At 71.0% G+C, this 24684-nt stretch carries 28 protein-coding genes and 1 tRNA gene; 20 read left to right on the top strand and 9 right to left on the bottom strand.

Going from position 1 to position 24684, the window contains the following annotated elements; genetic code table 11:
- Positions 1-30 precede the first annotated feature (30 nt).
- From B4589_RS15015 to B4589_RS14995, 5 genes are all read left to right on the top strand, one after another.
- Entirely contained in the window at positions 31-798 is a 768-nt protein-coding gene (locus B4589_RS15015; RefSeq protein ID WP_079235029.1) for a glycosyltransferase, read from the top strand.
- Entirely contained in the window at positions 795-1241 is a 447-nt protein-coding gene (locus B4589_RS15010; protein WP_079235028.1) for a GtrA family protein, read from the top strand. Before B4589_RS15015 ends, B4589_RS15010 begins: the two co-directional genes overlap by 4 nt.
- A gap of 70 nt (positions 1242-1311) precedes the next feature.
- A tRNA-Met gene (locus tag B4589_RS15005) sits at positions 1312-1386 on the top strand.
- 220 nt (positions 1387-1606) lie between these two features.
- Positions 1607-2032 (top strand): Rieske 2Fe-2S domain-containing protein, encoded by a 426-nt coding sequence (locus tag B4589_RS15000; RefSeq protein WP_079235027.1) that lies wholly within the window; start codon positions 1607-1609, stop codon positions 2030-2032.
- Between the two features lie 41 nt (positions 2033-2073).
- Complete coding sequence (locus B4589_RS14995; protein WP_158081193.1) at positions 2074-2223, top strand: hypothetical protein; 150 nt, start codon at positions 2074-2076, stop codon at positions 2221-2223.
- On the opposite strand, the gene B4589_RS14990 is transcribed toward B4589_RS14995, so the two are convergent.
- The 5 genes from B4589_RS14990 to B4589_RS14970 all read right to left on the bottom strand — a co-directional run bounded on the left by B4589_RS14990 (position 2220) and on the right by B4589_RS14970 (position 6988).
- Positions 2220-3107, bottom strand: coding sequence for an aminotransferase class IV (locus B4589_RS14990; protein WP_079235026.1), 888 nt, complete (start codon positions 3105-3107; stop codon positions 2220-2222). The two genes, B4589_RS14995 and B4589_RS14990, sit on opposite strands and share 4 nt — an antisense overlap.
- On the bottom strand, positions 3104-3703 hold the full coding sequence (locus tag B4589_RS14985; protein ID WP_079235025.1) for an aminodeoxychorismate/anthranilate synthase component II: 600 nt from the start codon (positions 3701-3703) through the stop codon (positions 3104-3106). The genes B4589_RS14990 and B4589_RS14985 overlap by 4 nt, the downstream gene beginning before the upstream one ends.
- Positions 3700-5304 carry an aminodeoxychorismate synthase, component I gene (gene pabB / locus B4589_RS14980; RefSeq protein ID WP_079235024.1) on the bottom strand — a complete coding sequence of 535 codons (1605 nt, stop codon included), beginning with the start codon at positions 5302-5304 and terminating at the stop codon, positions 3700-3702. Before pabB ends, B4589_RS14985 begins: the two co-directional genes overlap by 4 nt.
- Before the next feature lie 44 nt (positions 5305-5348).
- Entirely contained in the window at positions 5349-6083 is a 735-nt protein-coding gene (locus B4589_RS14975; protein WP_079235023.1) for a helix-hairpin-helix domain-containing protein, read from the bottom strand.
- A 71-nt stretch (positions 6084-6154) separates the two neighbouring features.
- The gene (locus B4589_RS14970; protein ID WP_079235022.1) at positions 6155-6988 is read right to left on the bottom strand and encodes a shikimate dehydrogenase; all 834 of its coding nucleotides are present in this window, start codon (positions 6986-6988) and stop codon (positions 6155-6157) included.
- Between the two features lie 93 nt (positions 6989-7081).
- Here B4589_RS14970 and B4589_RS14965 point away from each other — a divergent pair, with 93 nt between their 5' ends.
- The 4 genes from B4589_RS14965 (at position 7082) to B4589_RS14950 (ending at position 10379) form a co-directional block, all read left to right on the top strand.
- A complete protein-coding gene (locus B4589_RS14965; protein ID WP_079235021.1) occupies positions 7082-8419 on the top strand; it encodes a D-aminoacyl-tRNA deacylase in 1338 nt (445 codons plus the stop codon).
- Positions 8420-8492: 73 nt separating this feature from the next.
- Positions 8493-9650 (top strand): cell division protein FtsZ, encoded by a 1158-nt coding sequence (ftsZ, locus tag B4589_RS14960; protein ID WP_079235020.1) that lies wholly within the window; start codon positions 8493-8495, stop codon positions 9648-9650.
- A gap of 105 nt (positions 9651-9755) precedes the next feature.
- Positions 9756-9941 carry a protein translocase SEC61 complex subunit gamma gene (locus B4589_RS14955; protein WP_053947553.1) on the top strand — a complete coding sequence of 62 codons (186 nt, stop codon included), beginning with the start codon at positions 9756-9758 and terminating at the stop codon, positions 9939-9941.
- A complete protein-coding gene (locus tag B4589_RS14950) occupies positions 9942-10379 on the top strand; it encodes a transcription elongation factor Spt5 (RefSeq protein WP_049980982.1) in 438 nt (145 codons plus the stop codon).
- Positions 10380-10477: 98 nt separating this feature from the next.
- On the opposite strand, the gene B4589_RS14945 is transcribed toward B4589_RS14950, so the two are convergent.
- On the bottom strand, positions 10478-10777 hold the full coding sequence (locus tag B4589_RS14945) for a hypothetical protein (protein ID WP_079235019.1): 300 nt from the start codon (positions 10775-10777) through the stop codon (positions 10478-10480).
- Between the two features lie 123 nt (positions 10778-10900).
- Here B4589_RS14945 and B4589_RS14940 point away from each other — a divergent pair, with 123 nt between their 5' ends.
- Entirely contained in the window at positions 10901-11635 is a 735-nt protein-coding gene (locus B4589_RS14940) for a PHP-associated domain-containing protein (RefSeq protein ID WP_079235256.1), read from the top strand.
- Here B4589_RS14940 and B4589_RS14935 read toward each other — a convergent pair.
- The 3 genes from B4589_RS14935 to B4589_RS14925 all read right to left on the bottom strand — a co-directional run bounded on the left by B4589_RS14935 (position 11632) and on the right by B4589_RS14925 (position 13891).
- The gene (locus B4589_RS14935; protein ID WP_176330536.1) at positions 11632-12129 is read right to left on the bottom strand and encodes a metal-dependent hydrolase; all 498 of its coding nucleotides are present in this window, start codon (positions 12127-12129) and stop codon (positions 11632-11634) included. The two genes, B4589_RS14940 and B4589_RS14935, sit on opposite strands and share 4 nt — an antisense overlap.
- A gap of 46 nt (positions 12130-12175) precedes the next feature.
- A complete protein-coding gene (locus B4589_RS14930; protein ID WP_079235017.1) occupies positions 12176-12682 on the bottom strand; it encodes a CinA family protein in 507 nt (168 codons plus the stop codon).
- A gap of 75 nt (positions 12683-12757) precedes the next feature.
- A complete protein-coding gene (locus tag B4589_RS14925) occupies positions 12758-13891 on the bottom strand; it encodes a tubulin/FtsZ family protein (RefSeq protein WP_079235016.1) in 1134 nt (377 codons plus the stop codon).
- A 96-nt stretch (positions 13892-13987) separates the two neighbouring features.
- Here B4589_RS14925 and B4589_RS14920 point away from each other — a divergent pair, with 96 nt between their 5' ends.
- The 10 genes from B4589_RS14920 (at position 13988) to B4589_RS14875 (ending at position 24682) form a co-directional block, all read left to right on the top strand.
- The gene (locus B4589_RS14920; protein ID WP_079235015.1) at positions 13988-14404 is read left to right on the top strand and encodes a hypothetical protein; all 417 of its coding nucleotides are present in this window, start codon (positions 13988-13990) and stop codon (positions 14402-14404) included.
- A complete protein-coding gene (locus B4589_RS14915) occupies positions 14401-14826 on the top strand; it encodes a hypothetical protein (RefSeq protein WP_079235014.1) in 426 nt (141 codons plus the stop codon). The genes B4589_RS14920 and B4589_RS14915 overlap by 4 nt, the downstream gene beginning before the upstream one ends.
- A 62-nt stretch (positions 14827-14888) precedes the next feature.
- Positions 14889-16823 (top strand): ATPase, T2SS/T4P/T4SS family, encoded by a 1935-nt coding sequence (locus B4589_RS14910; protein WP_079235013.1) that lies wholly within the window; start codon positions 14889-14891, stop codon positions 16821-16823.
- On the top strand, positions 16817-18568 hold the full coding sequence (locus B4589_RS14905; RefSeq protein WP_079235012.1) for a hypothetical protein: 1752 nt from the start codon (positions 16817-16819) through the stop codon (positions 18566-18568). The genes B4589_RS14910 and B4589_RS14905 overlap by 7 nt, the downstream gene beginning before the upstream one ends.
- Before the next feature lie 39 nt (positions 18569-18607).
- On the top strand, positions 18608-19072 hold the full coding sequence (locus B4589_RS14900; protein ID WP_079235011.1) for a hypothetical protein: 465 nt from the start codon (positions 18608-18610) through the stop codon (positions 19070-19072).
- On the top strand, positions 19041-19448 hold the full coding sequence (locus B4589_RS14895) for a hypothetical protein (protein ID WP_079235010.1): 408 nt from the start codon (positions 19041-19043) through the stop codon (positions 19446-19448). Before B4589_RS14900 ends, B4589_RS14895 begins: the two co-directional genes overlap by 32 nt.
- On the top strand, positions 19445-20296 hold the full coding sequence (locus B4589_RS14890; RefSeq protein WP_079235009.1) for a hypothetical protein: 852 nt from the start codon (positions 19445-19447) through the stop codon (positions 20294-20296). Before B4589_RS14895 ends, B4589_RS14890 begins: the two co-directional genes overlap by 4 nt.
- Positions 20284-23346: a hypothetical protein gene (locus tag B4589_RS14885; protein WP_079235007.1), complete on the top strand. Its 3063-nt coding sequence runs from the start codon at positions 20284-20286 to the stop codon at positions 23344-23346. Before B4589_RS14890 ends, B4589_RS14885 begins: the two co-directional genes overlap by 13 nt.
- Before the next feature lie 35 nt (positions 23347-23381).
- Positions 23382-23807: a DUF5791 family protein gene (locus B4589_RS14880; protein WP_079235006.1), complete on the top strand. Its 426-nt coding sequence runs from the start codon at positions 23382-23384 to the stop codon at positions 23805-23807.
- On the top strand, positions 23807-24682 hold the full coding sequence (locus B4589_RS14875; protein WP_079235005.1) for an NAD(P)H-binding protein: 876 nt from the start codon (positions 23807-23809) through the stop codon (positions 24680-24682). Before B4589_RS14880 ends, B4589_RS14875 begins: the two co-directional genes overlap by 1 nt.
- Positions 24683-24684: the final 2 nt, after the last annotated feature.

The raw sequence follows: 24684 nt of genomic DNA, 5'->3' as shown, positions 1-24684 counted from the left end.
TTTTTCCCGACCGACGCGGAACGCGAGCACATGTCTCGCTCCGTCGGCGTGGTGGTCCCCGCCTACCGACCCGACGTGGACCGCCTCTCGCGCTACGTGCGCGCGCTCGACGAGCGGCTCGCCCCCGCGGAACTCCGGATCGAACTCGACGACCCCGCTCCCGGCGACGAGGAAGCCCTCGCCGACCTCCCGGCGACGGTGTACGTCGCCGACCGCCGCCGGGGGAAGGGTGCCGCGGTCACGGAGGGGTTCGACGCGCTCGACACCGACGTACTCGCCTTTGCCGACGCCGACGGCTCGACGCCCGCCGAGTCGATCGCCGACGTGATCGACCCCGTCGCGTCGGGGGAGTTCGACCTCGCCGCGGGGTCGCGGCGCCACCCCGAGGCGACCGTGCAGTCCCACCAGAAGACGCTGCGGCGCTTCCTCGGCGACGCGTTCGCGTGGCTGGCCCGACAGCTGCTCGATCCGGACCTGTACGACTACCAGTGTGGTGCGAAAGCCGTCTCGGCGAACTTCTGGTCGCGACTGCGGCGCCACCTCACCGAGTCGGGGTTCGCGTGGGACATCGAACTCCTCGCCATCGCGGGCGCGCTGGGGGGCCGAATCGCCGAGGTCCCGGTGATCTGGGAGGACCAGCCCGAGTCGACGGTCGACCCCGTGAGCGACACGCTCTCGATGTTCACCGGGCTGCTGACCGCGCGCCACCGCGCGAAGGCGGTCCGGGGCGATCGACTGCACGAACTGCTCGCGGCGCGGGCCGACCGACCGCTCCTGATCGAGCGAGGTGGACGGTGAGAGGAGTCCCGGACGAACTGCTAGTGCCGGGGCGGTTCGGCCAGTTCGTCTCGGTCGGCGCCGTCGGCGCCGTCTTCGACCTCACGACCAGTTCGGTGCTGACCGCCGGGATGGGCGTCGCGCCGGAGATCGCGAAGCTGGTCGGCGCCGAGGTGGCGATCCTCGTGATGTTCGTGGTCAACGAGCGTTGGACGTTCGCCGGTCACGGCGACGACGGCGGCTGGGCGATCCTCCGCCGGCTGCTGAAGTCGAACCTCGTGCGCAGCGGCGGCGTCGCCGTGCAGGTCGGCGTGGTGGCGGCGCTCACGCGCCTGCCGATCGTCCTGGAGGCGTTCGGCGTCGACCTCTGGGAACTGGCGACGTTCCCCATCGCGATCGGCTGTTCGCTCCTGTTGAACTACGTGCTGGAGAGCCTGTTCACCTGGCGGGTGACGACCGACTGAGTGTGGGAGGAAACCACGCGACGACGACGGAATCAGAACCCTTAACCGTCGAACGGGATTTGGATCAGGTAGCGGGATGGGATAGCCAGGAGATTCCGCCGGGCTCATAACCCGGAGATCGGTAGTTCAAATCTACCTCCCGCTACTTCCTGTCGACGACAATGTCCGAAGCGCCGAGCGTAGCGAGGCGCGAGTACGTCGTCGACTGAGTAGCGATCAAGGTAGATTCTGAACCCAGAGGACGAGCGAGCGCCAGCGAGCGAAGTCCTCGCGGTTCAAATCTACCTCTCGCGTTTTCCCACAACTCCGACTCTCTCCACCACGGACCCAAACGCCCTTGGGACCCCCCCGAGTAACCCGGATAGATGAGTGAGGAGCGCATCGTCGACGTCGCCGCCGTCCCGGCGGAGAGCACGCTACTGTTCACCGTCGAGGACCGCGAGAGCGGCGAGGAACGCGAGGCCGTGCTGGTCAACACCGACGACGGGGTGAGAGCGTGGTTCAACTACTGCCAGCACTGGCGGGACGTGAACCTCGACACCGGCGGCGGCAGCGTGATCCGCGACGGCGAACTGGTCTGCAAGCGTCACGGCGCGACGTTCGAGTGTGACAGCGGCGAGTGCACGTTCGGCCCCTGTGAGGGCGCGGTGCTCGACGAACTCGCGGTCCGCACCACCGCCGGCGGCGTGTTCGTCGACGACGACGGCTACGAGTTCGTCCGCTTCGGCGAAGCCGAGAGCGACGACGACGCCGACATCCACCGATCCACGGAATCCCGGATCGGGTTCTGAGGAAGGACGGATTCATACCGCCGGGGCCCCTGGCTCCGACGATGAGCGAGGAGAACGGCGACCTGTACGACGACGGCCTGCCCGAGGGGGAGACGCCCGAGGAGGACGGCCTGGTGCTGAAGTTCATCATCGCCGCCGTGCTCCTGATCCTGGTGTACGCGGTCGCGACGATCCTGCTGGCCGCGGCCTAGTAAAACGTCTCCTCGATCCGCTCCCGGTAGCGCTGGGCCAGCAGCTGCGTCACCGGCCCGCCGCCGACGCTCGCGCCGTCGACGGCGTCGACGGGCCTGATTTCCCACGTCGAGTTCGTGCAGAACACCTCCTCCGCGGTCCGGAGCGCGTCGGGGCCGATCGTCATCTCCCGGACGGGGATGCCCTCTTCTTCCGCGATGTCGATCACCGTCGCGCGGGTGATCCCGGGCAGGACCGGGCCCGACAGCGCGGGCGTGAGCAGGCCGTCGCCGTCGACCGCGAACACGTTGCTGGTCGCGCCCTCGGCGACGTGGCCCGCCGAATCGAGCAGCAGCGCCTCGTCGGCGTCGGTCCCTCGGAGTTCGAGACGCGCGAGGATCCCGTTCAGGTAGTTGTGGGTCTTCGCCCGTGCGGGCACCGCGGCGTCCGGGATTCGCTGGGTCGAGACGGTACGGAGCGTCGCCGATTGGTCCCAGACCGACTCGCCGTCGAGCCCACCCCGCGGGAGCGGTTTCACGACGATCACGACCGTCGGGTCCACCTCGGGGTCGGGATCGAGTTTCCCGGGTTGGACGCCCCGGGAGATGGAGAGCCGGACGTACGCGTCGTCGAGGCCGTTCGCGTCCAGCGTTTCCCGAATACGGTCGTGAAGGTCCTCCCGCGCCAGCCCGTGATCGAGCGCGAGCAGGTCGCAGGTCTCCGCGAGTCGGTCGGCGTGGGCGTCCCAGCCGAACACGTCGCCGCCGTAGGCCCGCAGCGTCTCGAAGGCGGCGTCGCCGTACTGGAACCCGCGGTCCTCGACGGAGATCGTCGCATCCTCGGTCGGAACGAGCTCGCCGTCGACGTGGTACAGCAGGTCGTCCGCGCGTGCTTCGTCGCTCATCGTTTCCACTTTCGACAGGTTTCGAGGAAGTTCTGGACCATAGTTTTGCCGTGTTCGGTCAGGATGCTTTCGGGGTGGAACTGCACGCCGACGTGGGGTTGCTCCCGGTGGCGGACCGCCATCACCACGTCCTCGTCGTCGGTGGTCGCCGTCTCGACCAGCGAGTCGGGGATCGCGTCGCGGTCGACCGCCAGCGAGTGGTAGCGCCCGACGCGAATCCCCTGTGGGAGTCCGGCGAACACGCCGTCGCCGTCGTGACTGATCCGCGAGGGCTTCCCGTGAACCACCGCGTCGGCGCGGCCCACCGGCGCGCCGTTGTGCGCACAGAGCGCCTGGTGGCCGAGACAGACCCCCAGCGTCGGGTAGTCGAGGTCGAAGGTGTCCATCGAGATACCCGCGCTCTCGGGCGTTCCGGGACCGGGCGAGACGACGATCCCGTCGGGGTCGATTCTCCGAATCTCCTCGCGGTCGATCGCGTCGTTGCGCCGGACCGTCACCTCGCCGTCGCGCCCCTGGACCGCCTCGCCGAGGTACTGCACGAGGTTGTAGACGAACGAGTCGTAGTTGTCGATCACGAGGATCTCGGGCGCGGTCATCGCTCCACCTCGCCGCCGTCGGCGGCCGTGTCGGGTGTTCCATCGGAACCAGCGTTTTCGGGGTCGTCCGCAACGTCGAGGTGGCCCCGATCCAGCGCGTCGTCGACCGCGTTGACCAGCCCACGAGCCTTCGCGAGCGTTTCGTCGTACTCCGCGTCGGTGTCGGAGTCGTGGACGATTCCCGCACCGACGCTGAGATGGTACTCCTCGGCGTGGCGCACGAGCGTCCGGATGACGATGTTGAGCGTCGCCCGGCCGTCGAAGCCGAAGATCCCGATACTCCCGGTGTAGGGGCCGCGGCGGCGGTCCTCGAGCTCGTCGATGATCTCCATCGTCCGGGGTTTGGGCGCGCCGGTGATGGTGCCACCGGGGAACGTCGCCGCGATAGCGTCGGTGAGCGTGCCGTCCTCGCGGAGTCGTCCCTCGATCAGCGAGACGAGATGCATCACCTCCGAGTAGCGGTCGACGCGGCGGTACTCGGTGACGTCGACGCTGCCGTACTCGCTGATCTTCCCGAGGTCGTTGCGTTCGAGGTCGACCAGCATCGCGTGCTCGGCGCGCTCCTTCTCGTCGGTCCGGAGGTCGTCGGCTAGCGCCGCGTCTTCCTCGTCGGTGTCGCCGCGGGGGCGCGTGCCGGCGATGGGTTCGGTGCGCAGGCGGTCGCCCTCACGGTCGAGCAGCAGTTCGGGGCTCGCGCTCACCAGGTCGACGCCACGGAACTCAAGCAGCCCGGAGTACGGCGCGGGGTTGACCTCCCGCAGCGCGTCGTACGCTTCGACGGGGTGGACCGCCGCGGGCGCTTCGAGGCGCTGGGAGACGTTCGCCTGGAACGTGTCGCCCTCGCAGATGTACGCCTTCGCGCGGCGGACGCGCTCGCGGAACTGCTCGCGGCCGCAGGTGCTCTCGAACGCGGCCTCGTCAGAATCGACGGACGCGGGACCGACCGCCGGATCCCCTACCTGGGCACGCCGCCCGAGATCGCCGACCTTTGTGAGTGCCCAGTCGTACCGCGCGTCCAGCGCCGCCTCGTCGGCGTCTTCGGGAACCCGCGGGCAGGCAGTGATCCGCAGCGTGACTTCGTCGCCACGGGGCTCCTCCCACGCGGCGAGGCAGTCGTAGACGCCGACCTGGAGCCTGGGCAGGTCGCGGTCGTCGGGCGTGCCGTCGCCGGCGGAGATGGACTCGAGCTCCCGGGCCACGTCGTAGGAGAGCCAGCCGATCGCGCCGCAGGGGTAGGGGACGTCACAGTCGCCACGGGCAAGGTCCTCGCCGTCGAGCAGCCCAGACAGCGCCGCGAGCGTCTCGGAGCGGTTCTGCCCGAACCGGCGGCCGGCCGTCTCGGTCCACCAGTTCCCGGCCAGCACGGACTCCGGAGAGACGGTGAGGAACTCCGTCGGCTCGACGCCGAAGTAGCTCCAACCTGCTTGGCCGCCTGAGGTTTCTAGAAACACCCCACCGCGCTCGGTCCGGGCGCGGCGGTACGCGTCGAACGGGTCGTCGACGACGGTCCGGATCTCGACGGGTACCCGAGCGCCGGCCGGCGCCTCGCGGGCCACGGCGTGGAACTGCTCGGGGTCAGTGACGACCGTCGTCTCGGTCATGCGTCGGCCAACGGCGGCGATCCGCTAAAAACGAGCGGGTTCGATCACTCGTACTCGTTCGCGCGGTCGATCCACTTCCGAACTGTCCCTTCCGGAGCAGTCGTCCGCTCCGCGATCTCCTCGGCGTCGGCCGCCCGGAGGTCCGCGACGGTCGCGATGTCGATCTCGACCAGCCGCTCGGAGTAGGCCGGCCCGATCCCCTTGATCTCGTCGACGGGCGTGTCCTCCCCGGCTTCCTCACTCTCGTCACCGGCTTCCTCACTCTCGTCCCCGACGTCCGGACCTGCCTCGTCGATGTCGGTGGTCTCGTCCTCGGATTCGGGGCCGGCCGCCTCCGCCGGTTCGGCCCGCCCCGACGGCTCCTCCTGGGCGATGTCTTCGTCGACGAGCGACTCCGTCGACGCTTCCGCGTCGGTGTCGGTCGCAACCGGATCCTCGTCGTCCGGTTCGGCCTCCTCGATCGCGTCGTCGACGGAGTCGACGTCGGTCGTCTCGTCCCCGCTGTCGGGGCCCGCGGCCTCCGCCGGCTCGGCCCGCTCCGACGGCTCGTCCTGTGCCGCCTCCTCGTCGACGAGCGACTCCGTGGACGCCTCCGCGTCGGTGCCAGCAGCGGCCGGTTCGTCGTCTGTCGTACCACCCGATTCGTCGGCGCCCTCGACCGCCGCCTCCGTCTCGGCGTCGGCGTCGGAACGCTCCTGCACCGTCACGTCGCGCTCGGACCGGCCGTCGCTGTCGTCCGACTCCAGCCCGAGGAGCCGTTTGAGCTTCCGAAGTACCATGCTGTGGGCGAAAACGATCCGCGGTGGTAAAAAGCCAGCGTCGCCGTCGGCCGGTTCTCCCGCGGGAACAGTCAGTCGGACGGAGCGCTCTCTCGGAGTCGGTCACGGAGCGCGCCGTTCATGGCTTCGAGGGGGGCGTCGACGCCGGTCCAGCGCTCGAACGCGGCGACGCCCTGGTACAACAGCATCCACGCGCCGTCGACGGTGACAGCCCCCGCGTCGGCGGCGTCCCGCAGGAGCTTCGTCCGGAGCGGGGAGTACACCGCGTCCAGCACCGCCAGATCACCGTGGAGCAGTTCCGCGGGAACGGGCGACGTGTGGGGGTCGTCCATTCCGACGCTGGTCGCGTTGACGAGGATGTCGGCGGCGGGAACGCGGTCCTCGAGCGCGTCCAGTCCGCCGGCGTCGACGCCCAGATCCGCGAAGTCGGCCGCGAGTTCCTCTGCGCGCTCGACCGTGCGGTTGGCGACGAACGTGTCCGCGCCGGCGTCGGCCAGCGCGTAGGTGGCTGCTCTCCCTGCACCGCCGGCGCCGACGACGACCGCGGACCGGTTCTCGATCTCGACGTCGTGGTGCGTGAACGCGCGGACGACACCCTCGACGTCGGTGTTGTGGCCCTCCGGCGGGCCGTCCCCGTCGAACGTGATCGTGTTCACGGCGCCGACGGCCTCGGCCGTGGCGGTCGGCTCGACGTGGGGGAGCACGTCCCGCTTGAACGGCACCGTGACGTTGAGGCCGGCGACGCCGATGGCGTCCGCGCCGGCGACCGCTTCGCCGATCCGGTCGGGGTCGGGTTCGAGCGTGACGTACCGCGCGTCGAGCGAGCGCGCCTCGTAGGCGGCCTCGTGCATCGGCGGCGAGAGAGAGTGTTCCACCGGCCGGCCGATCAGCCCGTAGACGTCCATGGTCGGGGTGAGCGAGCCCTGCGGAAAAAGCTCGCGCCCACGGGTGGACCGGAGACGACGGCTACTTGGCCGGCGCGGCCGGAGTCGGAGTCGATGACAATCGGGATCGTCGTGTCGCGGGCCGATCACGCCTCGCTCCACATCGGGGAGCAGCTGCTCGCGCAGGGGGACTGGACCGAACACGAGGACGAGGCGCTGAACGACGCCGACGGCGGCGGGACGTACTACCGCGACGGCCCGTTCGAACTCCGGGAGTTCGACGAGCTCCACATCGGGCTCGCCGACCCGGCGCCGGCGTTCAGCGAGGAGCCACGCCTGCTGGTGTTCGTCTCCCGGCACTCCGGCGAGACGGGCGCGCTGCTGACGGGCCACTTCACGGGCAACTTCGGCGAGGCGGAGTACGGCGGCGCCGACGGCGAACTCGCGGCAGCCGCGCCGAGCGCGCTCTCGGCGTACGTGGGCGCGCTGGCGGCCCACGCCCCCGAGGGGTACGACGTCGCGATCGAGGGGACCCACCACGGCCCGACCGCGCTCGACACGCCGTCGATGTTCGCGGAGCTCGGCAGCGGCGAGGAGCAGTGGGACGACCCCGACGGCGCTCGCGCGGTCGCCCAGGCGGTGCTCTCCCTGCGTGGGGTGGCGGCCCACCGCGACCGACAGGTCGTCGGGATCGGCGGCGGCCACTACGCCCCGCGGTTCGGCCGCGTGCTCCGGGAGACGCCGTGGGCGGTCGGCCACATCGCGAGCGACTGGCAGCTCGAGGAGCTGGGCCACCCGCGGGACGAGGACGCCAAGGCCGTGCTCGAACAGGCGTTCGAGCGCAGCGACGCGACCCACGCGCTGCTCGACGGCGACCACCCCGAGGTCGCCGACGCCATCGAGGACCTGGGCTACCGCGTCGTGAGCGAGACGTGGGTCCGGACCGTCGGCGACCGCCCGCTGGCGCTGGTCCGGTCGCTGGAGTCGGGCGTCGCGACCGTCGACGAGGGGCTCCGATTCGGCGCGCACACTCCCGACGACGCCGAGGACTGGGAGAAAATGAGTCTGCCCGACGACCTGCTCGCGGCCGCCCAGAACGTCGACGGCGAGTCGACGCGGGAGGCGGTCGCGGAGGCGACGGTCGCGTTCGACACGATCGAGAACGGCACCCGAGCGAAAGGTGAGGCGGCAGTGCCGGACGCCGACGCGTACGACGACCTGATCGACGACCTCGCGGCGATCCTGCGGGCGGAGTACGACGAGGTGACCGTCGACGACGACACCGTGGTCGCCCGCGAGGAGGCGTTCGACCCCGAGAAGGCGGGGAAGCTCGGCGTGCCGGAGGGGCCGAAGATGGGCCAGCTCTCCAGCGGGGAGTCCGTCGAGGTCGACGGCGAGGTGATCCCTCCCTCGGCGGTGGAGAGTCAGCGGGAGGATCAGTTCTCGATCTGAGCGGTGTCGGTCGTGGCGAGAACCGCCGCAAAGGGAGAAAGGTCAATAGGCTCCGCCTAATACCCCTGGTCAAATGGACTCCATCGTAGAGGAGGCGATCGACGAGGCCGAGGGCGAGGGCGACGAGCAGCCCGACGCCCAGGCCGAGGGAGAGAGCCCGGCCGAGAAGGAGACCGGCGGCGAGACACCCTCGTCGGGGAAGATGACCGACGAGGAGCTTCAGGACGTCCTGCAGGACCTCAAGACCAACATCACGGTGGTCGGCTGCGGCGGCGCCGGCGGCAACACCGTCAACCGCATGCACGAGGAGGGGATCCACGGCGCGAAGCTGGTCGCCGCGAACACCGACGTCCAGCACCTCGTCTCCATCGAGGCCGACACGAAGATCCTGATGGGCAAGGAGAAAACGCAGGGTCGCGGCGCTGGCTCGCTCCCGCAGGTCGGCGAGGAGGCCGCCATCGAGTCCCAGGAGGAGATCAAGGACTCCATCGCCGGCTCGGACATGGTGTTCGTCACCGCCGGGCTCGGCGGCGGCACCGGAACGGGCTCGGCACCCGTCGTCGCCAAGGCCGCCCAGGCCGCGGGCGCGCTGACGATCTCGATCGTCACGACGCCGTTCACCGCGGAGGGTGAGGTCCGGCGCACGAACGCCGAGGCGGGCCTCGAACGGCTGCGTGACGTCTCCGACACCGTGATCGTCGTGCCGAACGATCGCCTCCTCGACGCGGTGGGGAAGCTGCCGGTCAAGCAGGCGTTCAAGGTCTCCGACGAGGTGCTGATGCGCTCGGTCAAGGGGATAACCGAACTGATCACCAAGCCCGGGCTGGTCAACCTCGACTTCGCCGACGTCCGTACCGTGATGGAGAAGGGTGGCGTCGCGATGATCGGCCTCGGGGAGTCCGACACCGAGGAGAAGGCCGAGGACTCGGTGCAGTCCGCGCTGCGGTCGCCGCTGTTGGACGTGGACATCTCCGGCGCCAACTCCGCGCTGGTGAACGTCACCGGCGGCTCGGACATGTCCATCGGCGAGGCCGAGGGCGTCGTCGAGGAGATCTACGACCGGATCGACCCCGACGCGCGCATCATCTGGGGCACCTCCGTCGACGAGGAGATCGAGGGCCGGATGCGCACGATGATCGTCGTGACTGGGGTGGAGTCCCCCCAGATCTACGGCGGCGGCGAGGCCGCCCAGCGCGGCACCTCGCCCGACCAGCTCCAGGACGTGAACTGATCGCCGCGGTTCGGTTTTTCGTCGTCGTCGCCACTCGCGAGCGTGTTCGCCGTCGAAAGCACATTCAATAGATAGAAAAGGCGCCGGGCTGAACCACACGTCAAGATGGACGTCAAATACGACCTCTCGGAGTACGTGCGCGTGCTCAAACTCGCGAGCACCCCCGAGTGGGAGGAGTTCTCGATGGTCGCCAAGATCTCCGGCGCCGGCATTTTCCTCATCGGCTTCCTCGGGTTCCTGATGTTCGCCATCATGAGCTTCGTGCCGGGCGCGGTCCCGGGTGGTGCGTAGATGCCGATCTACGCCGTCAAGACCACTGCGAGCCAGGAGGAGACCGTCGCCGACATGATCGCCTCGAAGGAGATGCCCGAGATCCACGCCGTGCTGGCGCCGGACTCGCTGACCTCCTACGTGATGGTCGAAGCGGAGGACGACTCGATCATCGAGCGCGTGCTCGACGAGATCCCCCACGCCAACGGGATCGTGCCGGGCACGTCGTCGATGACCGAGGTCGAACACTTCCTCTCGCCGACCCCCGACGTGGAGGGGATCGCCGAGGGCGACATCGTCGAACTCATCGCCGGCCCGTTCAAGGGCGAGAAGGCGCAGGTTCAGCGCATCGACGAGGGGAAAGACCAGGTGACCGTCGAGCTGTACGAGGCGACGGTGCCGATCCCGGTCACGGTGCGTGGCGACCAGATCCGCGTGCTGGACTCCGAGGAGCGGTGAGCGGAGCGAACCGCTCCTCGAACCAGTCGAACGGGGAGCGGAGCGACTCGCGAGACGCCGGGCGGTAGGCTCCCGCCAGAGAACGAGCGTTCGCGACGCTACTCCGAGTTGCCGTTGAGTCGGTCGACGACGCTCTGGAGATCCGCGTTCTCCTCGATCTCCTCTTTGATCCCTTCACGGGCGCGCACGTCGCTCCCGTCGGCGTCGTAGGCGCGCACGTACTCCGCGCGGGTGTGCTCGTCGAACGCGTGGCGGATGGCGAAGTACCCCTCCGGGACGATGGTGCCACACACCTCACACTCGTGGCGCTGGTGTTCGGTCGTCTGGTGGACGATCACGGCCTCGGGACCGTCGAACTCCCGGCCACAGCCGGCGATCCCGCAGTTCCAGCGGCTCATACGCGCTCCTTCGGGGTGGGGGCGGCAAAAGCGTTCTCCCCGACGCCCGACATCGAACACGGAGGCTATTTGGGCGGCGACCGACTGCAGTCGAACGTGACTACGGCGCCGACGCGGGTCGACATGCACGTCAAGGTGCTCGACGGGCGGGTCGTCGAGCGGGCGAAAGCCCGGGGGATCGACGTGCTGGTGTACGCACCCCACTTCACGCGACTGCCGGAGATCCGGGAGCGGGCCGAACGCCACAGCGACGACGAGCTGCTGGTCGTGCCGGGGCGTGAGATATTCACGGGGAACTGGCAGAACCGCCGTCACATCCTCGCCGTGGGGCTCTCCGACCCGGTGCCGGACTTCGTCTCCTTCGAAGGTGCACTCTCCGCGCTCGCCGATCAGGGCGCCGCGCTCTGTGTCCCGCATCCGACGCTGTTGAACGTCAGCCTCGGCCAACCGGAGATCCGAGCCTACGCCGACCACATCGACGCCGTCGAGAGCTACAACGTCAAATCGCCGCCACACGTCAACAAGCGCGCCAAACGCATCACCGAGGAGGCCGGCCTCCAGGCGTTCGGCTCGTCGTACGCCCACGTTCGGGGCGCCATCGGGGAGGCGTGGACCGAGTTCGAGACCGATATCGACAGCGAGGCCGACCTCGTGGAGGCGCTAGCCTCCGGCGTCGACCGACAGGTGGTCCACCGTTCCGGCCCGCGCCACCGCTTCTGGAACCTCGCGGAGTTCGCCCACCTGGGGTACGAGAACTCGTGGGGGAAGATCGACCGCCTGTTCCTCTCGGGTACCGAGCCGACCCACCCCGACCACATCGCCTACGGCGGCCGGTTCGACGACGTCGCGGTGTACTAACCCATCATCGTCGTCACCCCGCTCAGCTCCAGCCCGGGGGGGAGGTACTGGGGGAGCAGGTGGACGAACGCCGCGAACACCCCGATCTCGATCAGCGTGACGACGATGGTGACCACGTCGGCGTACGTGCTCGTGGTCGTAACACCGGTCGGCGAGCCGAACTCCTCGCTCCAGAACGGGTAGAACAGCGCGATGCCGCGCTTGCTCCCCAGCATGTCGAGCACGTAGTGGCTGAGGATCCCCGCCCAGACGAAGCTGAGGTTGCCGAAGAAGTAGGGGTACGCCAGCGCGATCCCGAGCACGGGAAGGTTGTGCAGCGTCTTGCGGTGTTTGCCGAACGCGGTGTCCACGTCCGGGAACAGCGCGCCCAACACCAGCGGCAGCGACACCTCGGCGATGGCGACGAACGTCGTCACGTCGCCGGCGGGCTCGAGCACGTAGCCGACGCCGATGGCCAGCAACAGGGCGTTGAGGACGTGGCCTTTCTTGTCCATACCCGTGTGCGCGGCCGGCACCCCGCAAAACGTTTCGGTCGACGGCTCAGAGTTCGTCGAGTAACAGCGCCAACGCTTTCCGCGCGATCTGCTCTTTGATCTCGGTCCGGTCGCCGTCGAAGACGTGCCGCGAGACCTCGGTGTAGGAGCCGCCGGTCCCCCAGTCGGCGGCGTAGGCGCGGCCGATGAACACCGTCCCCACGGGTTTCTCCTCGCTGCCGCCCTCGGGGCCAGCGATCCCGGTCGTCGAGAGGCCGAACGTCGTCCCCGCGGTGTCGCGCACGCCGGCGGCCATCTGCTCGGCGACGCGCGCCGAGACCGCGCCGTGGTCGTCGAGGCTCTCCCGGGAGACCGCGAGTTCCTCGAGCTTGGCGTCGTAGGAGTAGGTCACGACCGAGCGGTCGAAGTACTCCGAGGAGCCCGGCACGTCGGTCAGCAGCGACCCGATCAGCCCGCCCGTGCAGGACTCGGCGACGGCGACCGTGGCGTCGTGCTCCCGGAGGGCGTCGCCGATCCGTTCCTCGACCGGCGGATCGTCGGCGTACTCGCGCATGCTCGACGGTGGGGGCGCCGAGGGGAAATAGCCGACGGGCACCCTGTGGGTGGCGACGCCCTCGACGCGTCGTGGTCAGAGGAGGTCGTCGAGTTCGTCGTTCTGGAACGCGTCGGCGGCGTCGCGCTTGCGCTGGCCCTCGTCGCGCTGCTCGGCCTCGGCCTGCGCGTCGGCGGCGCGGTTCATGAACTCCTGGACGCGGTCGGAGCGTTCGACGCCGCTCAGCAGCACCAGCGAGGAGATCTTGTCGGTGTCGAGCGGGAAGTCGCCGCCGCGGACCTGCATGCTGCCGGTCTCCTCCTCGATCCACGAGCGGGCGCGCTCGACGCCCTTGCGGGAGAGCGTGTCGGGGCGCCCGGCGACGACCAGCAGCGCGGCGTCGGCCTCGCTCGCGTTCGGGAGGCTCGTCCCCGTGAACAGCGCCTGTCGGGTCGTGCTCGTGACGACGTTGACGTTCTCGTCGGGGTCGTCGCTGGCTTCGGACTCGGCGTAGCCCACTGCCGCCAAGCCGCCCGACCGGAGCGTGTTGATCACCTCGCTGGTGTCGACGACGCTCTGGGCCACGTCGCGGTCGAGTCCGCCGCCACCAAGTCCGAGCGAGCGGTCCTCAACGGGTTCGCCCGCGGCGAGCAGCAGGCCGATCCGGCGCGCGATGCTCTCGTTGATCGCGGCCATCCCTTCCGCGACGCTGTCGCCCGCTTCGCGCCAGGCGTCGTTGTCGATCAGGATCGTCGCGTCCGCCTCGCGGGCGAGCGTCTTCAACGACCGCCCCGCATTGGCCTGGTACAAGGCCCCCTCGTCGCGGCCGGGGAGGATGCCGATGGCGTAGACGGGGACGTCGTACACCCGGCTCAACTCCTTCGCGAGTACGGGCGCGCCGCCGGAGCCGGTGCCGCCGCCGAGGCCGGCGACGACGAAGATCGCCTCCGTCTTGGAGCCGATCTTGCCGCTCAGTTCGCTCATCACTTCGTCGGCGTCGTTCTGCATCACCTCCGCGCCGAGTTCGTTGTCGCCGCCGACACCGTGGCCTTTCACGACGTCCTGGCCGATCAACACCGTGTCGAGCGGGATATCGCGGAGGTCGGCTTTCGCGGTGTTGACCGCGAGAGCGTCCCGGACCGCGTGGAACCCCATCTCGTCGTCGTACTCGGCCAGTGCAGTCGTCACCTTTCCGCCCGCCTGCCCGACGCCAACGAGGACCGTCTTCATGGCTCCCCGTTCGTTCCGGCCCGCCTTAAGATTCTCCCGCCTGAGGAGTGTCCTGCATCCCGATACTTATCAGCGATCGGGCGACCAGCCCGTCCCATGTCCGACAGCGACACGGAGCTGGAACGACGGCTGGCAGCCGTCGAGCGCGCACTCGACGGGGAGCGGGATCGAATCGGAGCCGACAGCGACGGCGTCGATGATCTCGAACAACGGGTCGAGACGCTCGAATCCAGACTCAACGAACTCGACGCCGCGGTGCAGTCGATCCGCGGGTTTCTCGGGGGCGTCTCCGCGGTGAACGAGTCGGTCGAACGCCGCGCTGACGCCGCCGTCGCGGCGGTCGAACGGCTGGAGCGCCGCCTCGGCGAGGCCGACACTCCCGTCCCCCGAGACGAAGCCGAGAGTATCGCAGTGCTGTCGGCGTCTGCCGACACGGACGCAGCCGCTGAGGCTGACGAGGCCGACGAACCGGCCGAACGTGGGCTGCGCGAACGCTTGCACGACCTCCGGTGATCCGAGCCCTGCTCGCGGTGGCGCTTGCGGCCGCGCTGCTCGCGGCGTCGTTCCCAGCGGTCGAGTCGGCGGCGGCCGACCGAACAGCCGCGGGGCTCGACCGTGACGTCGGCCGACTGGAGCGTGCGGGGGCGTCGCTGCTCGCCGCCGACGATCCCGGCGCACGGCGGGTCGTCACCGTCTCGATCCCAGCCGGATCGCTGGTGGCTGTCGGTGTCGACACGTTCGCCGTCGGCTGTGAGCCCGCGTGTGCGGTCCGATACACGCTCCAGAACGACGCTACCCGGACGCGCCGGCTCACACTCCCGCTCGCGTTGCCCGACGGGACCGTTCGGTTCGGCACGCCCGGGGAGCATCGGTTGACGCTCGGCCTCGTCGACGGCGACGACGGCCGCGCTGTCACCGTTCGACTGACGACGTAGTCGAAGGACTGCCCGTCGACGCTCCCCGAGAGTTCAAGGGGGAGAGCGCGACCACCCGCGCTATGTCACTGCTTCCCTGGCGGGGCGAGGACGACGACGCGTGTGGCTGCCGACCGTCGTTCGCCGAACCCGCCGGAACAGGGGTCGAGGACCGCGTCGAGCTCCGCATCGACGCCGACGACTGTCAGGGCGACGGCGATCTCGCCAGCGAACCGGCGTGTCGGGCGACCGCGGTCGACGCGCTCGCCGACCGGGACGCCGACGCCGTTCGGGTTCGATCGGCGGGCTACGAGCGCTGGTACGACGACGACGCCGTCGGTCTGCTCCACGCTGCCGGCCGGTTCGCTGCGCTGGCCGAACACCACGACGCCGAGATCGCCGCGACCGCACGGACGGCGCCGCTGCGGGCTGCCCGCGAAGCGACCGGCCGAGCCGGCCCGGTGGGCCGCCTCGCTGCCGAAACCGGGCTCGCGGCGGGTGCCGAACGCGCCGACGATCACGAGGCGGCGTTGCGTTCCCACGACGGCCCGACGATCGCGCGTGTCGGGATCGACCACCGGCCGCCGGCCGACGCGCGACTGCGCGACACCACGGAGCTTTCGACCGGCGGAACGGTCCGGCGGTACGCGATCGATTCGGCGGCCGGGACGGGCGTGTACCACCTCACCCCTGCGTCGGCGTCGTTCGACACGCGGGCGTTCGAACTGCTCGACGCGGCGGCGGCGCGGCTGGCGACGACCGAGGAGACGGGTGATCTCGGCCCTGCTCGCGCCGTACGTGAGGTGGCCGACGCCGACGATCCGGTAGCGGCGCTCTCGGCCACGCTCAGGAAACACACGCGCGGCAACGGCGTGCTCGCGGACCTGTTCGCGGACGACCGTGTCTCGGACGTGTACGTCACCGCGCCCGCCTCGGAGACGCCAGTCCGGGTCGTCGTCGACAGCGAAGCGATGCCGACGAACATCCGGCTCACCCCGGAGGGAGTCGGGACGCTCGCCTCGCGGGTCCGTCGATCCAGCGGGCGCGCGTTCTCGCGGGCGAGCCCACAGGTGGACGCGACGCTCCCCGTCGGCCCGCCGGACGACCGCGAGCAGGTCCGGATCGCCGGCGTCACGCGGCCGCTCTCGCCCGGACCCGCCTTCGCCGTCCGCCGCCACGACTCGGAGCCGTGGACGCTCCCCCGACTCGTCGCCACCGATTCGCTGACGCCGCGGGCGGCAGCACTGCTCTCGCTGGCGGTCGAGCGCGGCGGGACCGGACTGGTCGCCGGCGCCCGCGGTGCGGGGAAGACGACGACGCTCGGCGCGTTGCTGTGGGCGCTGCCCCGCCGGACACGGACAGTACTGATCGAGGACACGCCCGAACTCCCCGCCGCAGCGCTCCGGGCGGCGGGGCGCGACGTGCAGTCGCTCCGGGTCGCCCGCGGCGACGACGAGACCGGCGAGACGAGCCCCGCGTCCGCGCTCCGGACAGCGCTCCGCCTCGGCGAAGGGGCGCTGGTCGTCGGTGAGGTTCGGGGCGAGGAGGCTGGCACGCTGTACGAGGCGATGCGCGTCGGCGCCGCCTCGGGGACGGTTCTCGGGACGGTCCACGGCGACGGCGCCGACGCGGTGCAGACCAGGATGACCGAGGATCTCGGCGTGAGCGAGTCCGCGTTCGCCGCGACGGGGTTCGTGCTCACCGTCGCCGACACCGAGCGGGGGCGGCGCGCGGTCGCGATCGAGGAGGTGGAGTCGGTCGCCGGCGGGGCCGAACTCCGGCCACTGTTCGCGCTCGACGGCGACGACCTCGAACCGACCGGACGGCTCGACCGCGGCGAGAGCAGCCTGCTCGCGGATCTCACGGTGCCCGGAGAGGGGTACGGTGAGACGCTGGCGACGCTGGACGCACGGGCCGACCACCTGCGCTCGCTCGCGGCCGACGGCGTCACGCGACCGGCGGCGATCCGGGCCGAGGAAAGCGACGAGTGTTCGGGTACGGGTGAGACACCGTGGTAGCCCCGTCGCGGGGTCGACGGGAGCGTGCCACTCGTTTCGTCGACGAGCTATCGTCGTCGTGGCCACGGGACCCCGACGTCGACGGCGAGCTGATCGACGCCTGCGATCGACTCGGCTGGCCGGACGCGTCCCGGCTAGTCGCCGCGGGCGAGGCTGTCGGGAGCGTCATCGCAGTCGTCGGTATCGTTGCGGTGCTCGCGACAGGCGCGTTCCCGCTGCTCCCGCTCGCGATCGGCCTCGGTGTTGGCCCGCCGCTCGCCGCTCGAAACGTTCCGGTCGCCGCCGCCGAACTCGCCCGCACTCGTGCAGTCGGTGACGCGCCGGCGCTGTTCGGTCGGCTGACGCTGCGACTCAGGGTGGAGCCGAGCCTGGAACGGGCGGTCTCGTTCGCCGGCCAGTCCGGCGACGGCGATCTCGCAGCGTCCTTGCGGGAGCACGCTCGACGGGCGCGCGGAACGCCTGATGCGGGGTTGGCGTCGTTCGCTGCAGCGTGGGGGGAGACGGCACCGGGGATCGAACGCGCCGCGGCGCTGGTCGCCGACGCCGCCGACGCCCCCGCGGACGCACGCGAACGGGGCTGTGAGCGCGCGCTCTCGGCCGTGCGTTCGGGCGTCGAGGAGCGCGCAGCGGCGTTCGCCGGCGATATCCGGGCGCCGCTGACGGGGCTGTACGCGTTCGGCGTGTTGCTCCCGCTCGCGCTCGTGGGGGTCCTCCCCGCGGCACGGCTCGCGGGCGTGAGTATCGGCGTCGGCACGCTTGCAGTGCTGTACGATCTGCTCCTTCCCGTGGGCCTACTCGCGGCGAGCGGCTGGCTGCTCGCACGGCGACCGATCTCGTTCCCTCCGCCGCGGATCGACAGCGACCACCCCGACGTTCCCGACCGCCGGCGGAGCGCCGCCGCACTCGGTGTGTTCGTGGGCGTCATCGCGGGGGCAGGCTGTCTGCCCGTGCTGCCGTGGGCTGTGCCCGTCGTCGCCGTCGGTGCCGGTGTCGGTGCCGGACTGCTCTGGCTGTTCGCACCCGCGAGGGAGCTCCGGAAGCAGGTCCGTGAAACGGAGTCGGGGCTCCCGGACGCGCTCGCGCTGGTCGGTCGGCGCGTCGCCGACGGAACCGCCGTCGAACAGGCGCTCGAGGAGGCGGCGGCGGCGCTCCCCGGGGGTACGGGCGACCTGCTCGGAGCCGCCGTCGAGCGGGGGGAACAGCTTGGACTCTCGACGGAGAAGGCCTTCTTCGGGCGGTTCGGCGCACTCCAGGACGTGCCGAGCCCTCGCGCTCGTGACGCCGGCCGACTGTTCGGACTCGCAGCGACGGAAGGACCCCCAGCGGGGGACGCGCTCGTGGCAGCGGGCGACCACCTCCGCGAACTCCGCCGAGTCGAGCGCGAGGCACGGCGCGAACTGGCGGCGATCACGGGGACGCTGTCCAACACCGCGGCGCTGTTCGGGCCGCTGGTCGGCGGCGTCTCCGTGGCGATGGTCGGACGGATTCCGGCGGACGCGGGCGGTGTCGGCGGGGCACTCGGCGGAGGCGGTACGTCGACGGCAACGACCACACTCGGACCCCCCTCGCTCGGCCCGGTCGTCGGCGTCTACGTGCTGCTGCTCGCGGCGATCCTGACCGGGCTGGCGACCGCGCTGGAGCGCGGGATCGACCGATCGCTCCTGGGCTACCGGATCGGGCTCGCGCTGCCCACCGCGACGGCGGCGTACGTCGCGGCGGTCGTCGCCGCGGGGGCGGTGCTCTGAGGCGAGGGTTCAAGTACGAAACCGGGACCAGGGCTGTCCATGATCGGACCCCCGGTCGACTCGCCGGCGCTGCACGCCGGCCTCGTGGTCGCCGCGGCGGCGTTTCTCGCCGTCGCCGGATCGCTCCCCGCCCGCCCCGCACCGGACGCAGCGGGTGTCGCAGCCACCGTCGACGCGGTCGCAGCCGGCGACGCGCCGGCGAGCGCGACACACGATCACGCCGCCGAGGCTGTCCGGCTCCGCCCGCACGGGGTCGCGATGCGCAACGACGGCGGCACCGCGCGGGCGACGTTCGCGTTCGGGCCCGTCGTGGCCGTCGTCGACGGCCCGCTCCGGCGCGTTCTCCGTGGCCGATCGCCACGGACAGTGTTCCGGGACCGCGACGCGTTCCGCGAGGCGGTCGCGACGGCACGGGAGCGTGAGCCGGGCTGGATCACGTCGGATCGGATCGCCGTCAGGGAGGTGAGTTGGGATGGCTACCGCGTCACGCTCGTCGGCGCCTGAACGCGCGCAGGCTTCCCCGACGGCAGCGCTGGTCGCCGTCGCGGCGGTCGGGCTGGGGCTGTCGCTGTACGCGACGGTGTTCGCCGGGGTCGTTCCGACCGCGGACCACGAGATCGCCGAGCCGACGCTGTCCCGGGTTCACGACGCCGTCGCACCAGCCGGCGTCGCGTCGCCGGCCCGACTCGAGAGCGCTGTCGACGCCGGGCCGGACGGGTGGACCGTTCGGGTCGATCTCCGTGCCGGATCGCAGCACTGGACGGCTGGTGACGCCCCCACGCCGAACGTCGAGACGCAGTCGTCCGGGCGCCGGGTTCCGGTACGGATCGCTCCCGGCCGGGTGGAGTCGGGCTGGCTCCGCGTGGTGGTGCATCGATGACGGCGACCGCGCTCGACGCCTGCCTCTGTCTGCTCCTGATCAGTGCGGCCGCGGTGACGGTGACCAGTGCGCCGTCACCAACCGCTGCCGGCGAGGTGGATCGGGCCGACGCCGTCGCCGAGACGCTGGCGGCGACGACCGTGGACGTACCGTACACGCTCCTGCCGGTGCCGAACGGTGACGGCGACGCCGACACGAGCCCCGAGTTCGAACGGGTCGCCCACGGCACGCTCGCCTCGCTGCTGGCTGACGCGGCGGTCAGAACCGTCCGCGTCGACGCCGAGCCGCTGACCGGCACCAACGAGCGGTTCGCGGCCGCAGTCCGGACGACGGTTGCAGACCAGCTGCCGTCCCGAACGCGGGTCGTCGTCCGCTGGGAGCCGTTCCCCGGTGTACACCTGAGTCGCTCGTTCGCCGTCGGTCCGACGCCGCCGGAAGACGTCGACGTGAACGCGGCGACGGTTCGCGCGCCCAGCGGCGTCGATCCGCCGGCGAACGCATCGACCGCGGCGAGCGAGGGTGGGTTCACCCGCCTCAGCCGTGTCGTCGCGGACTCGCTGGTGGCTGGGCTTCTCCCTCCCGACAAGGGGCGATTGGCGCTCGCGGACGACGCGCCGCTCGACGACCTCGTTCGACACCGATATCGACAGGTGAGTGACCGCTACGGCGTCGAGACAGCCGCAGCGATCGAGCGGGGGGATACGCGTGCGGCGAACCGGAAGGTCGCGACCGCGATGGCCGAACGCGTCGCGAGCGATCTCCGCGACGGCGCCGAAACCCCCGCCGACGCCGCTTCGTCGCTCGAACTGGGAACCGTCGAGATCTCCGTCCGGACATGGTCGCCGTGAGCCTCGCCAGCGACGACCGTGCCCGGGTGCCGTTCGCGCTCGTCGGCGTCCTGCTGCTGCTCGGCGCCTCCGTGTACGCGACGGGGATCGCGGACCGCGCACAGCCGTCGATCGAGCGCCCCGCGGCAGCGGCGATGGACAGCGTGAGCCGCGACACGCGACCCGCGCTCTGGGACGCGGTTCGCGACGCCGCGCGCGAATCGATTCGGACGCCGGTCACCACTCCCGCGAACACTACGGCGGGGCGGGAACTGAACGACTCCCGGCCGTTCGTCGACGCGCTCAGGCTCCGGATCGCGGTCGCCGCACGGGAATCGGTCTCGGAACTCTCCCGTGAGCGGGGCGGCGTCAGAGCGACCGTCGGACTCCCCGCGGTCGACGGCTCGACCGCCTCGCTCCGGGAGGCGAAATCCGGCGTCGAGGTCACACCGGTCGACGGCGGCGCGGCGATGCGCGTGACGGTCCGGAACCTCACTGTGAGTGCCCGGGAGGACGGGCGAACGGTCGCCCAGCGGCAACGGAACGTCAGCCTCACCGTCGAGACGCCGGCGCTGGCGCTCCACCAGCGTGCCCGAGCGTACGAGCGACGGCTGAACCGCGGCGCGCTCGAGGGGCCGGGGCTGGCACGCGGGCTGACGACCCGCCTGACTGCGGTGGCGATGGCACGGGGGTACGGTCGCTACGCCGGCGCGCCGATCCGGAACGTGCTCGGGAACCGCCACGTCGAACTGTCGGCCAACGCCGTGCTGCTCGCCCAGCAGCGTGCCGCGTTCGGTCGCCACGACATTGCGGGTGCACGCGCAGTCGACATCGCGACCCTGAAAGTCGGTGTCCTCGACGTGCTCGGCGGCCGTCACGGCGACGCTGCGACCGCGACGAAAGCGCTCGTGAACCCGAACGCCGTCGACGGCGCCACGAGGGAGTCGACGTCGGGGGAGTTCGCCCCGAAACGACCGGACGCCCCGCCGGTCAACGTGTCCCCCGACGCCGCTGCCGACCGGGCGTACCTCGGTTCGGTCGAGGGGACGCCGACAGCCGGAAGCTACCGCGTCCGGAGTGACCTCCGGGTCTCGGTACTCAGTCGGACCAGCGAGTCGAAACCGAAACCGCGACTACAGAACTGGACGCTCGTGGAGGCACGGACGACCGAGCGAACGTCCGTCGAGGACGTGTCGACCGGTTCCTCCGAGGCCGTCGTCGACACGGTTCTCGACGTGACGGTCCACTACGCCGTCGAGCGACACTGGACGCGGAACGGAACGTCCCGAACGACTACCGCGGAGTGGACCGAGACCGCCCGCGTCGCGGTGGAGGTGACCACGGAGTACGCCCCGACCGACGCCGCGCCCGAGCGGTCGACCGAGCCGCTGTTCGAGCCCGGCGGCGCCCTCGACGGGCCGAACCTCGACGGTGCGCGCGAACGGGCGGCTGACGCGCTGCTCGACGCCAACGGCGGCATCGACAGCGTTGCCGAACGGGTCGCAACGGGGAACGGCGGGGCGGACGCGCTCGTCCGACAGCGAACCATCACCGCGACGCGGCCGGCGGATCTCGACGCGTGGGTCGCCGCCGATCTTCGGGAGCTCCGCCGCGAGGTCGCGAACGTTTCGGTGTCGATCCCGCGGGCGGCAGTCGCCAGCGGCGACGCGAACGCGCCAGCCCGACTGGCGGCTGAGCTCCGGGAGCGGCGGTCCGCACTGCTCGACGCGCCGGCGACGTACGACGGCGCCGCCGACAGAGCACGGGTCGCCGCTCGCGCGGCGTATCTCGACCGCGTGCTCGCGGAACTGGACGCGCGCGCTAGCAAAGCCAGCGACCGGAACGTCGACTACCGGGACGAGCTCGGTGACCGAGCGACGGCGAGGATCTCGCAGCTGATCGAACTCGGACGCGGTGAGGCGAGCGAGCAGCCCGCCGACGCGTACGTGGCGTCCGGCGGTCCGGACGACCTCGTGATCACGCCCGATGCGTCGCCCGCGTACCTCACGCTCCAGTCGATCGACCACGAGCAGGCCCCCAGCGTGCCGGCGGGGGAGTCTGCTCACCCGCTGACCGCGCGGACGACGAACTGGGTCGCGCTCCCGTACGGCGACGCCGCCTCCGGGATCGTCGACACGATACTGGGCGGTGGGAGCCGCCAGGTTCGCCTCGGCACGGCCGCGGGGACGTTGATCGCCGCGAACCGGACCGCCGCACCCGACCCCGAGGGGAAGTCGACGGCGTTGACGGCGAACCGCGACGAACTGGCCGCGGCGGTCAGGAGCTCGGTCGGGGAAGTCGAGCGAGCTGTCTGTGACGCCGCGACGAACGGAACCGGCGTCGGTCGGCCCACGTGTCGCGCAGCAGTCGTCGACGCCCGCGATCAGTGGCCGACACTGGGACACCGAGCACAGGCGATGGCTAACGGCAGCTACGGGTCGGCGTTCGGTGCCGTACTGCGGGCGCACGGCGTCGACACGGCGACGGCCGACGAGGCGAGCGTTCGGGTTCGGGTCCGCCTGCGCGAACTGAGCGCCGAACGCGAGACCGGGGTGCCGGCGGCGACGACCAACCGGACCGCCTCGATGGTCCAGCAGGCGGCCCGTGAAACCGTCCGGAAGCAGGTGAGCGGGAGCCTGGAGAACGCCAGCGCAAGGGCGACCCGGAAGCTGACCGGCGCCTCGCGGCTGCCGGCCGGGATTCCCGTCGCACCCCCGCCGTACACCTGGATCGCGACGGCCAATGCGTGGAGCGTCACCGTCCGTGGCGAGTATCAGCGTTTCGCCCTTCGTGCGCGAGGGGTCGCACCCGACGGCAGTGGCGGGACCGTTCGATACGTTCGGGACGGTTCCACGGTGCGGCTCGACGTGGACGGGGACGGCGACCGCGAACGGCTCGGCCGCGGCGACCGTGTCGGCTTCGGGGCGTCGACGACCGTCGTCGCGGTCGTTCCACCCGGGATGCCGGGCGTCGGTGACGTGGACGGGGCCCGGGACGAGCAGTCTCCGGGGTGGCCCTGTCCGGGCGTCGACGGCGGGAGCGACTGCGAGACTGCTACCGGCACGGAGTAACAACGGTTTAGGCGCGTCGGCGCCGATCTCGGGGTATGCTGTACGATGCAGTCGAGGCCGACGAGGAGGCCTCGCCCGAGGCGTTCCACGCGGCCTACTTCGAGGAGCTCGCGACAGTCGTCGCCGAACTCGGCGCCGACACCGTCGTGGGCGGGACCGGCCTCGACCGAGCGACCGTCGAAGCGATCGAGGCGGGCGACCACCCCGAACTCACCGTCGAGGAGGCCTCGGAGGTCCTGTCGCTGGCGGAAGGCGCTCCGGACGCCGACGATATCGCGTGGGAGGCTCGGGACCACGTCCTGATGGGGATGACCACCGCAGTCGTCGACGTGGACACCGTCGCCCGCGAGACAGATCTCGACCTCGACGCGAAGGAGATCCAGCAGGCGATCGAGGGGCGCCTGCCGACCACGCTGGAACAGTTCGCCGCGATCCAGGCGTACGTCAACGCCCGACGCTGATGCGCGTCCTGATCCTCGGCTGTGGCTACGTCGGCCGCGAACTCGGCCGGCAGCTGCTCGAGAGCGGGCACGACGTGATCGGCGTCGTCCGCTCGGCGTCGAGCGTCGAGGCCATCGAGGACGACGGGATCGAGGCTGTACAGGCGGATCTGACCGATCCGGACGCGGTTTCGACGCTGCCCGACGCCGACGCGGCCGTCTTCTCGGCCTCGGCGGGACGCGGGAGCGTGTCCGACGCTCGCTCGCTCTACGTCGACGGGCTCCGCGCGGTCGTCGCGGCGTTCGAGGGGCGCAAATCGTCCCCCGAGCGACTGCTCCTCACGTCGACCACCGGGGTGTACGGCGATCACGACGGCGACTGGGTGGACGAGTCGACGCCGGTCGATCCGGACCGGCCGAAAGCCGCCGTCATCGCCGAGGCCGAAGCGATCGTCCACCGAAGTCGGATCGACGGCACCGTCGCGCGGTTCGCGGGGCTGTACGGCCCCGGACGCTACCGGATCGACTCCTATCTCGACTCGGTGACCGCGGGCTGGCGGAACTCGATCCACCGCGACGACGCCGCCGGCGCGCTGGCGTGGTTCCTGACCCAGGACGTTGCCCGCGAGGAGACGGTGCTCGTGAGCGACGGCACCCCCGTGGACCGCTGGGCGTTCGCGGACTGGCTGGCCGAGCGCTGTGGCGCCGCCGAACCGGAGAAGCTGACCGTCGAAGAGCGGCTGGCCGGGCTGTCCGGGTCGGCCGCGCTTCGGGTCGCGAGCGACAAGCGCTGCCGGAACGACCGACTGCTCGAACTGGGGTACGACCTGACCTACCCGTCGGTGTACGAGGGGTACGAGCCGGCGATCGAGGCGTACCGGCGCGGCGAGCCGTAGCG

The organism is Halolamina sp. CBA1230, assembly GCF_002025255.2.
GTDB lineage: Archaea > Halobacteriota > Halobacteria > Halobacteriales > Haloferacaceae > Halolamina.
This window is presented reverse-complemented; position numbering and strand designations above follow the sequence as displayed.

Excerpts from the sequence above, each read along its gene's own strand:
- B4589_RS15015 (WP_079235029.1), top strand. The coding sequence starts at position 31 with ATGTCTCGCTCCGTCGGCGTGGTGGTCCCCGCCTACCGACCCGACGTG.
- B4589_RS15000 (WP_079235027.1), top strand. The coding sequence starts at position 1,607 with ATGAGTGAGGAGCGCATCGTCGACGTCGCCGCCGTCCCGGCGGAGAGC.
- B4589_RS14995 (WP_158081193.1), top strand. The coding sequence starts at position 2,074 with ATGAGCGAGGAGAACGGCGACCTGTACGACGACGGCCTGCCCGAGGGG.
- B4589_RS14990 (WP_079235026.1), bottom strand. The coding sequence starts at position 3,107 with ATGAGCGACGAAGCACGCGCGGACGACCTGCTGTACCACGTCGACGGC.
- B4589_RS14985 (WP_079235025.1), bottom strand. The coding sequence starts at position 3,703 with ATGACCGCGCCCGAGATCCTCGTGATCGACAACTACGACTCGTTCGTC.
- pabB (WP_079235024.1), bottom strand. The coding sequence starts at position 5,304 with ATGACCGAGACGACGGTCGTCACTGACCCCGAGCAGTTCCACGCCGTG.
- B4589_RS14975 (WP_079235023.1), bottom strand. The coding sequence starts at position 6,083 with ATGGTACTTCGGAAGCTCAAACGGCTCCTCGGGCTGGAGTCGGACGAC.
- B4589_RS14970 (WP_079235022.1), bottom strand. The coding sequence starts at position 6,988 with ATGGACGTCTACGGGCTGATCGGCCGGCCGGTGGAACACTCTCTCTCG.
- B4589_RS14965 (WP_079235021.1), top strand. The coding sequence starts at position 7,082 with ATGACAATCGGGATCGTCGTGTCGCGGGCCGATCACGCCTCGCTCCAC.
- ftsZ (WP_079235020.1), top strand. The coding sequence starts at position 8,493 with ATGGACTCCATCGTAGAGGAGGCGATCGACGAGGCCGAGGGCGAGGGC.
- B4589_RS14955 (WP_053947553.1), top strand. The coding sequence starts at position 9,756 with ATGGACGTCAAATACGACCTCTCGGAGTACGTGCGCGTGCTCAAACTC.
- B4589_RS14950 (WP_049980982.1), top strand. The coding sequence starts at position 9,942 with ATGCCGATCTACGCCGTCAAGACCACTGCGAGCCAGGAGGAGACCGTC.
- B4589_RS14945 (WP_079235019.1), bottom strand. The coding sequence starts at position 10,777 with ATGAGCCGCTGGAACTGCGGGATCGCCGGCTGTGGCCGGGAGTTCGAC.
- B4589_RS14940 (WP_079235256.1), top strand. The coding sequence starts at position 10,901 with ATGCACGTCAAGGTGCTCGACGGGCGGGTCGTCGAGCGGGCGAAAGCC.
- B4589_RS14935 (WP_176330536.1), bottom strand. The coding sequence starts at position 12,129 with ATGGACAAGAAAGGCCACGTCCTCAACGCCCTGTTGCTGGCCATCGGC.
- B4589_RS14930 (WP_079235017.1), bottom strand. The coding sequence starts at position 12,682 with ATGCGCGAGTACGCCGACGATCCGCCGGTCGAGGAACGGATCGGCGAC.
- B4589_RS14925 (WP_079235016.1), bottom strand. The coding sequence starts at position 13,891 with ATGAAGACGGTCCTCGTTGGCGTCGGGCAGGCGGGCGGAAAGGTGACG.
- B4589_RS14920 (WP_079235015.1), top strand. The coding sequence starts at position 13,988 with ATGTCCGACAGCGACACGGAGCTGGAACGACGGCTGGCAGCCGTCGAG.
- B4589_RS14910 (WP_079235013.1), top strand. The coding sequence starts at position 14,889 with ATGTCACTGCTTCCCTGGCGGGGCGAGGACGACGACGCGTGTGGCTGC.
- B4589_RS14900 (WP_079235011.1), top strand. The coding sequence starts at position 18,608 with ATGATCGGACCCCCGGTCGACTCGCCGGCGCTGCACGCCGGCCTCGTG.
- B4589_RS14895 (WP_079235010.1), top strand. The coding sequence starts at position 19,041 with ATGGCTACCGCGTCACGCTCGTCGGCGCCTGAACGCGCGCAGGCTTCC.
- B4589_RS14890 (WP_079235009.1), top strand. The coding sequence starts at position 19,445 with ATGACGGCGACCGCGCTCGACGCCTGCCTCTGTCTGCTCCTGATCAGT.
- B4589_RS14885 (WP_079235007.1), top strand. The coding sequence starts at position 20,284 with ATGGTCGCCGTGAGCCTCGCCAGCGACGACCGTGCCCGGGTGCCGTTC.
- B4589_RS14880 (WP_079235006.1), top strand. The coding sequence starts at position 23,382 with ATGCTGTACGATGCAGTCGAGGCCGACGAGGAGGCCTCGCCCGAGGCG.
- B4589_RS14875 (WP_079235005.1), top strand. The coding sequence starts at position 23,807 with ATGCGCGTCCTGATCCTCGGCTGTGGCTACGTCGGCCGCGAACTCGGC.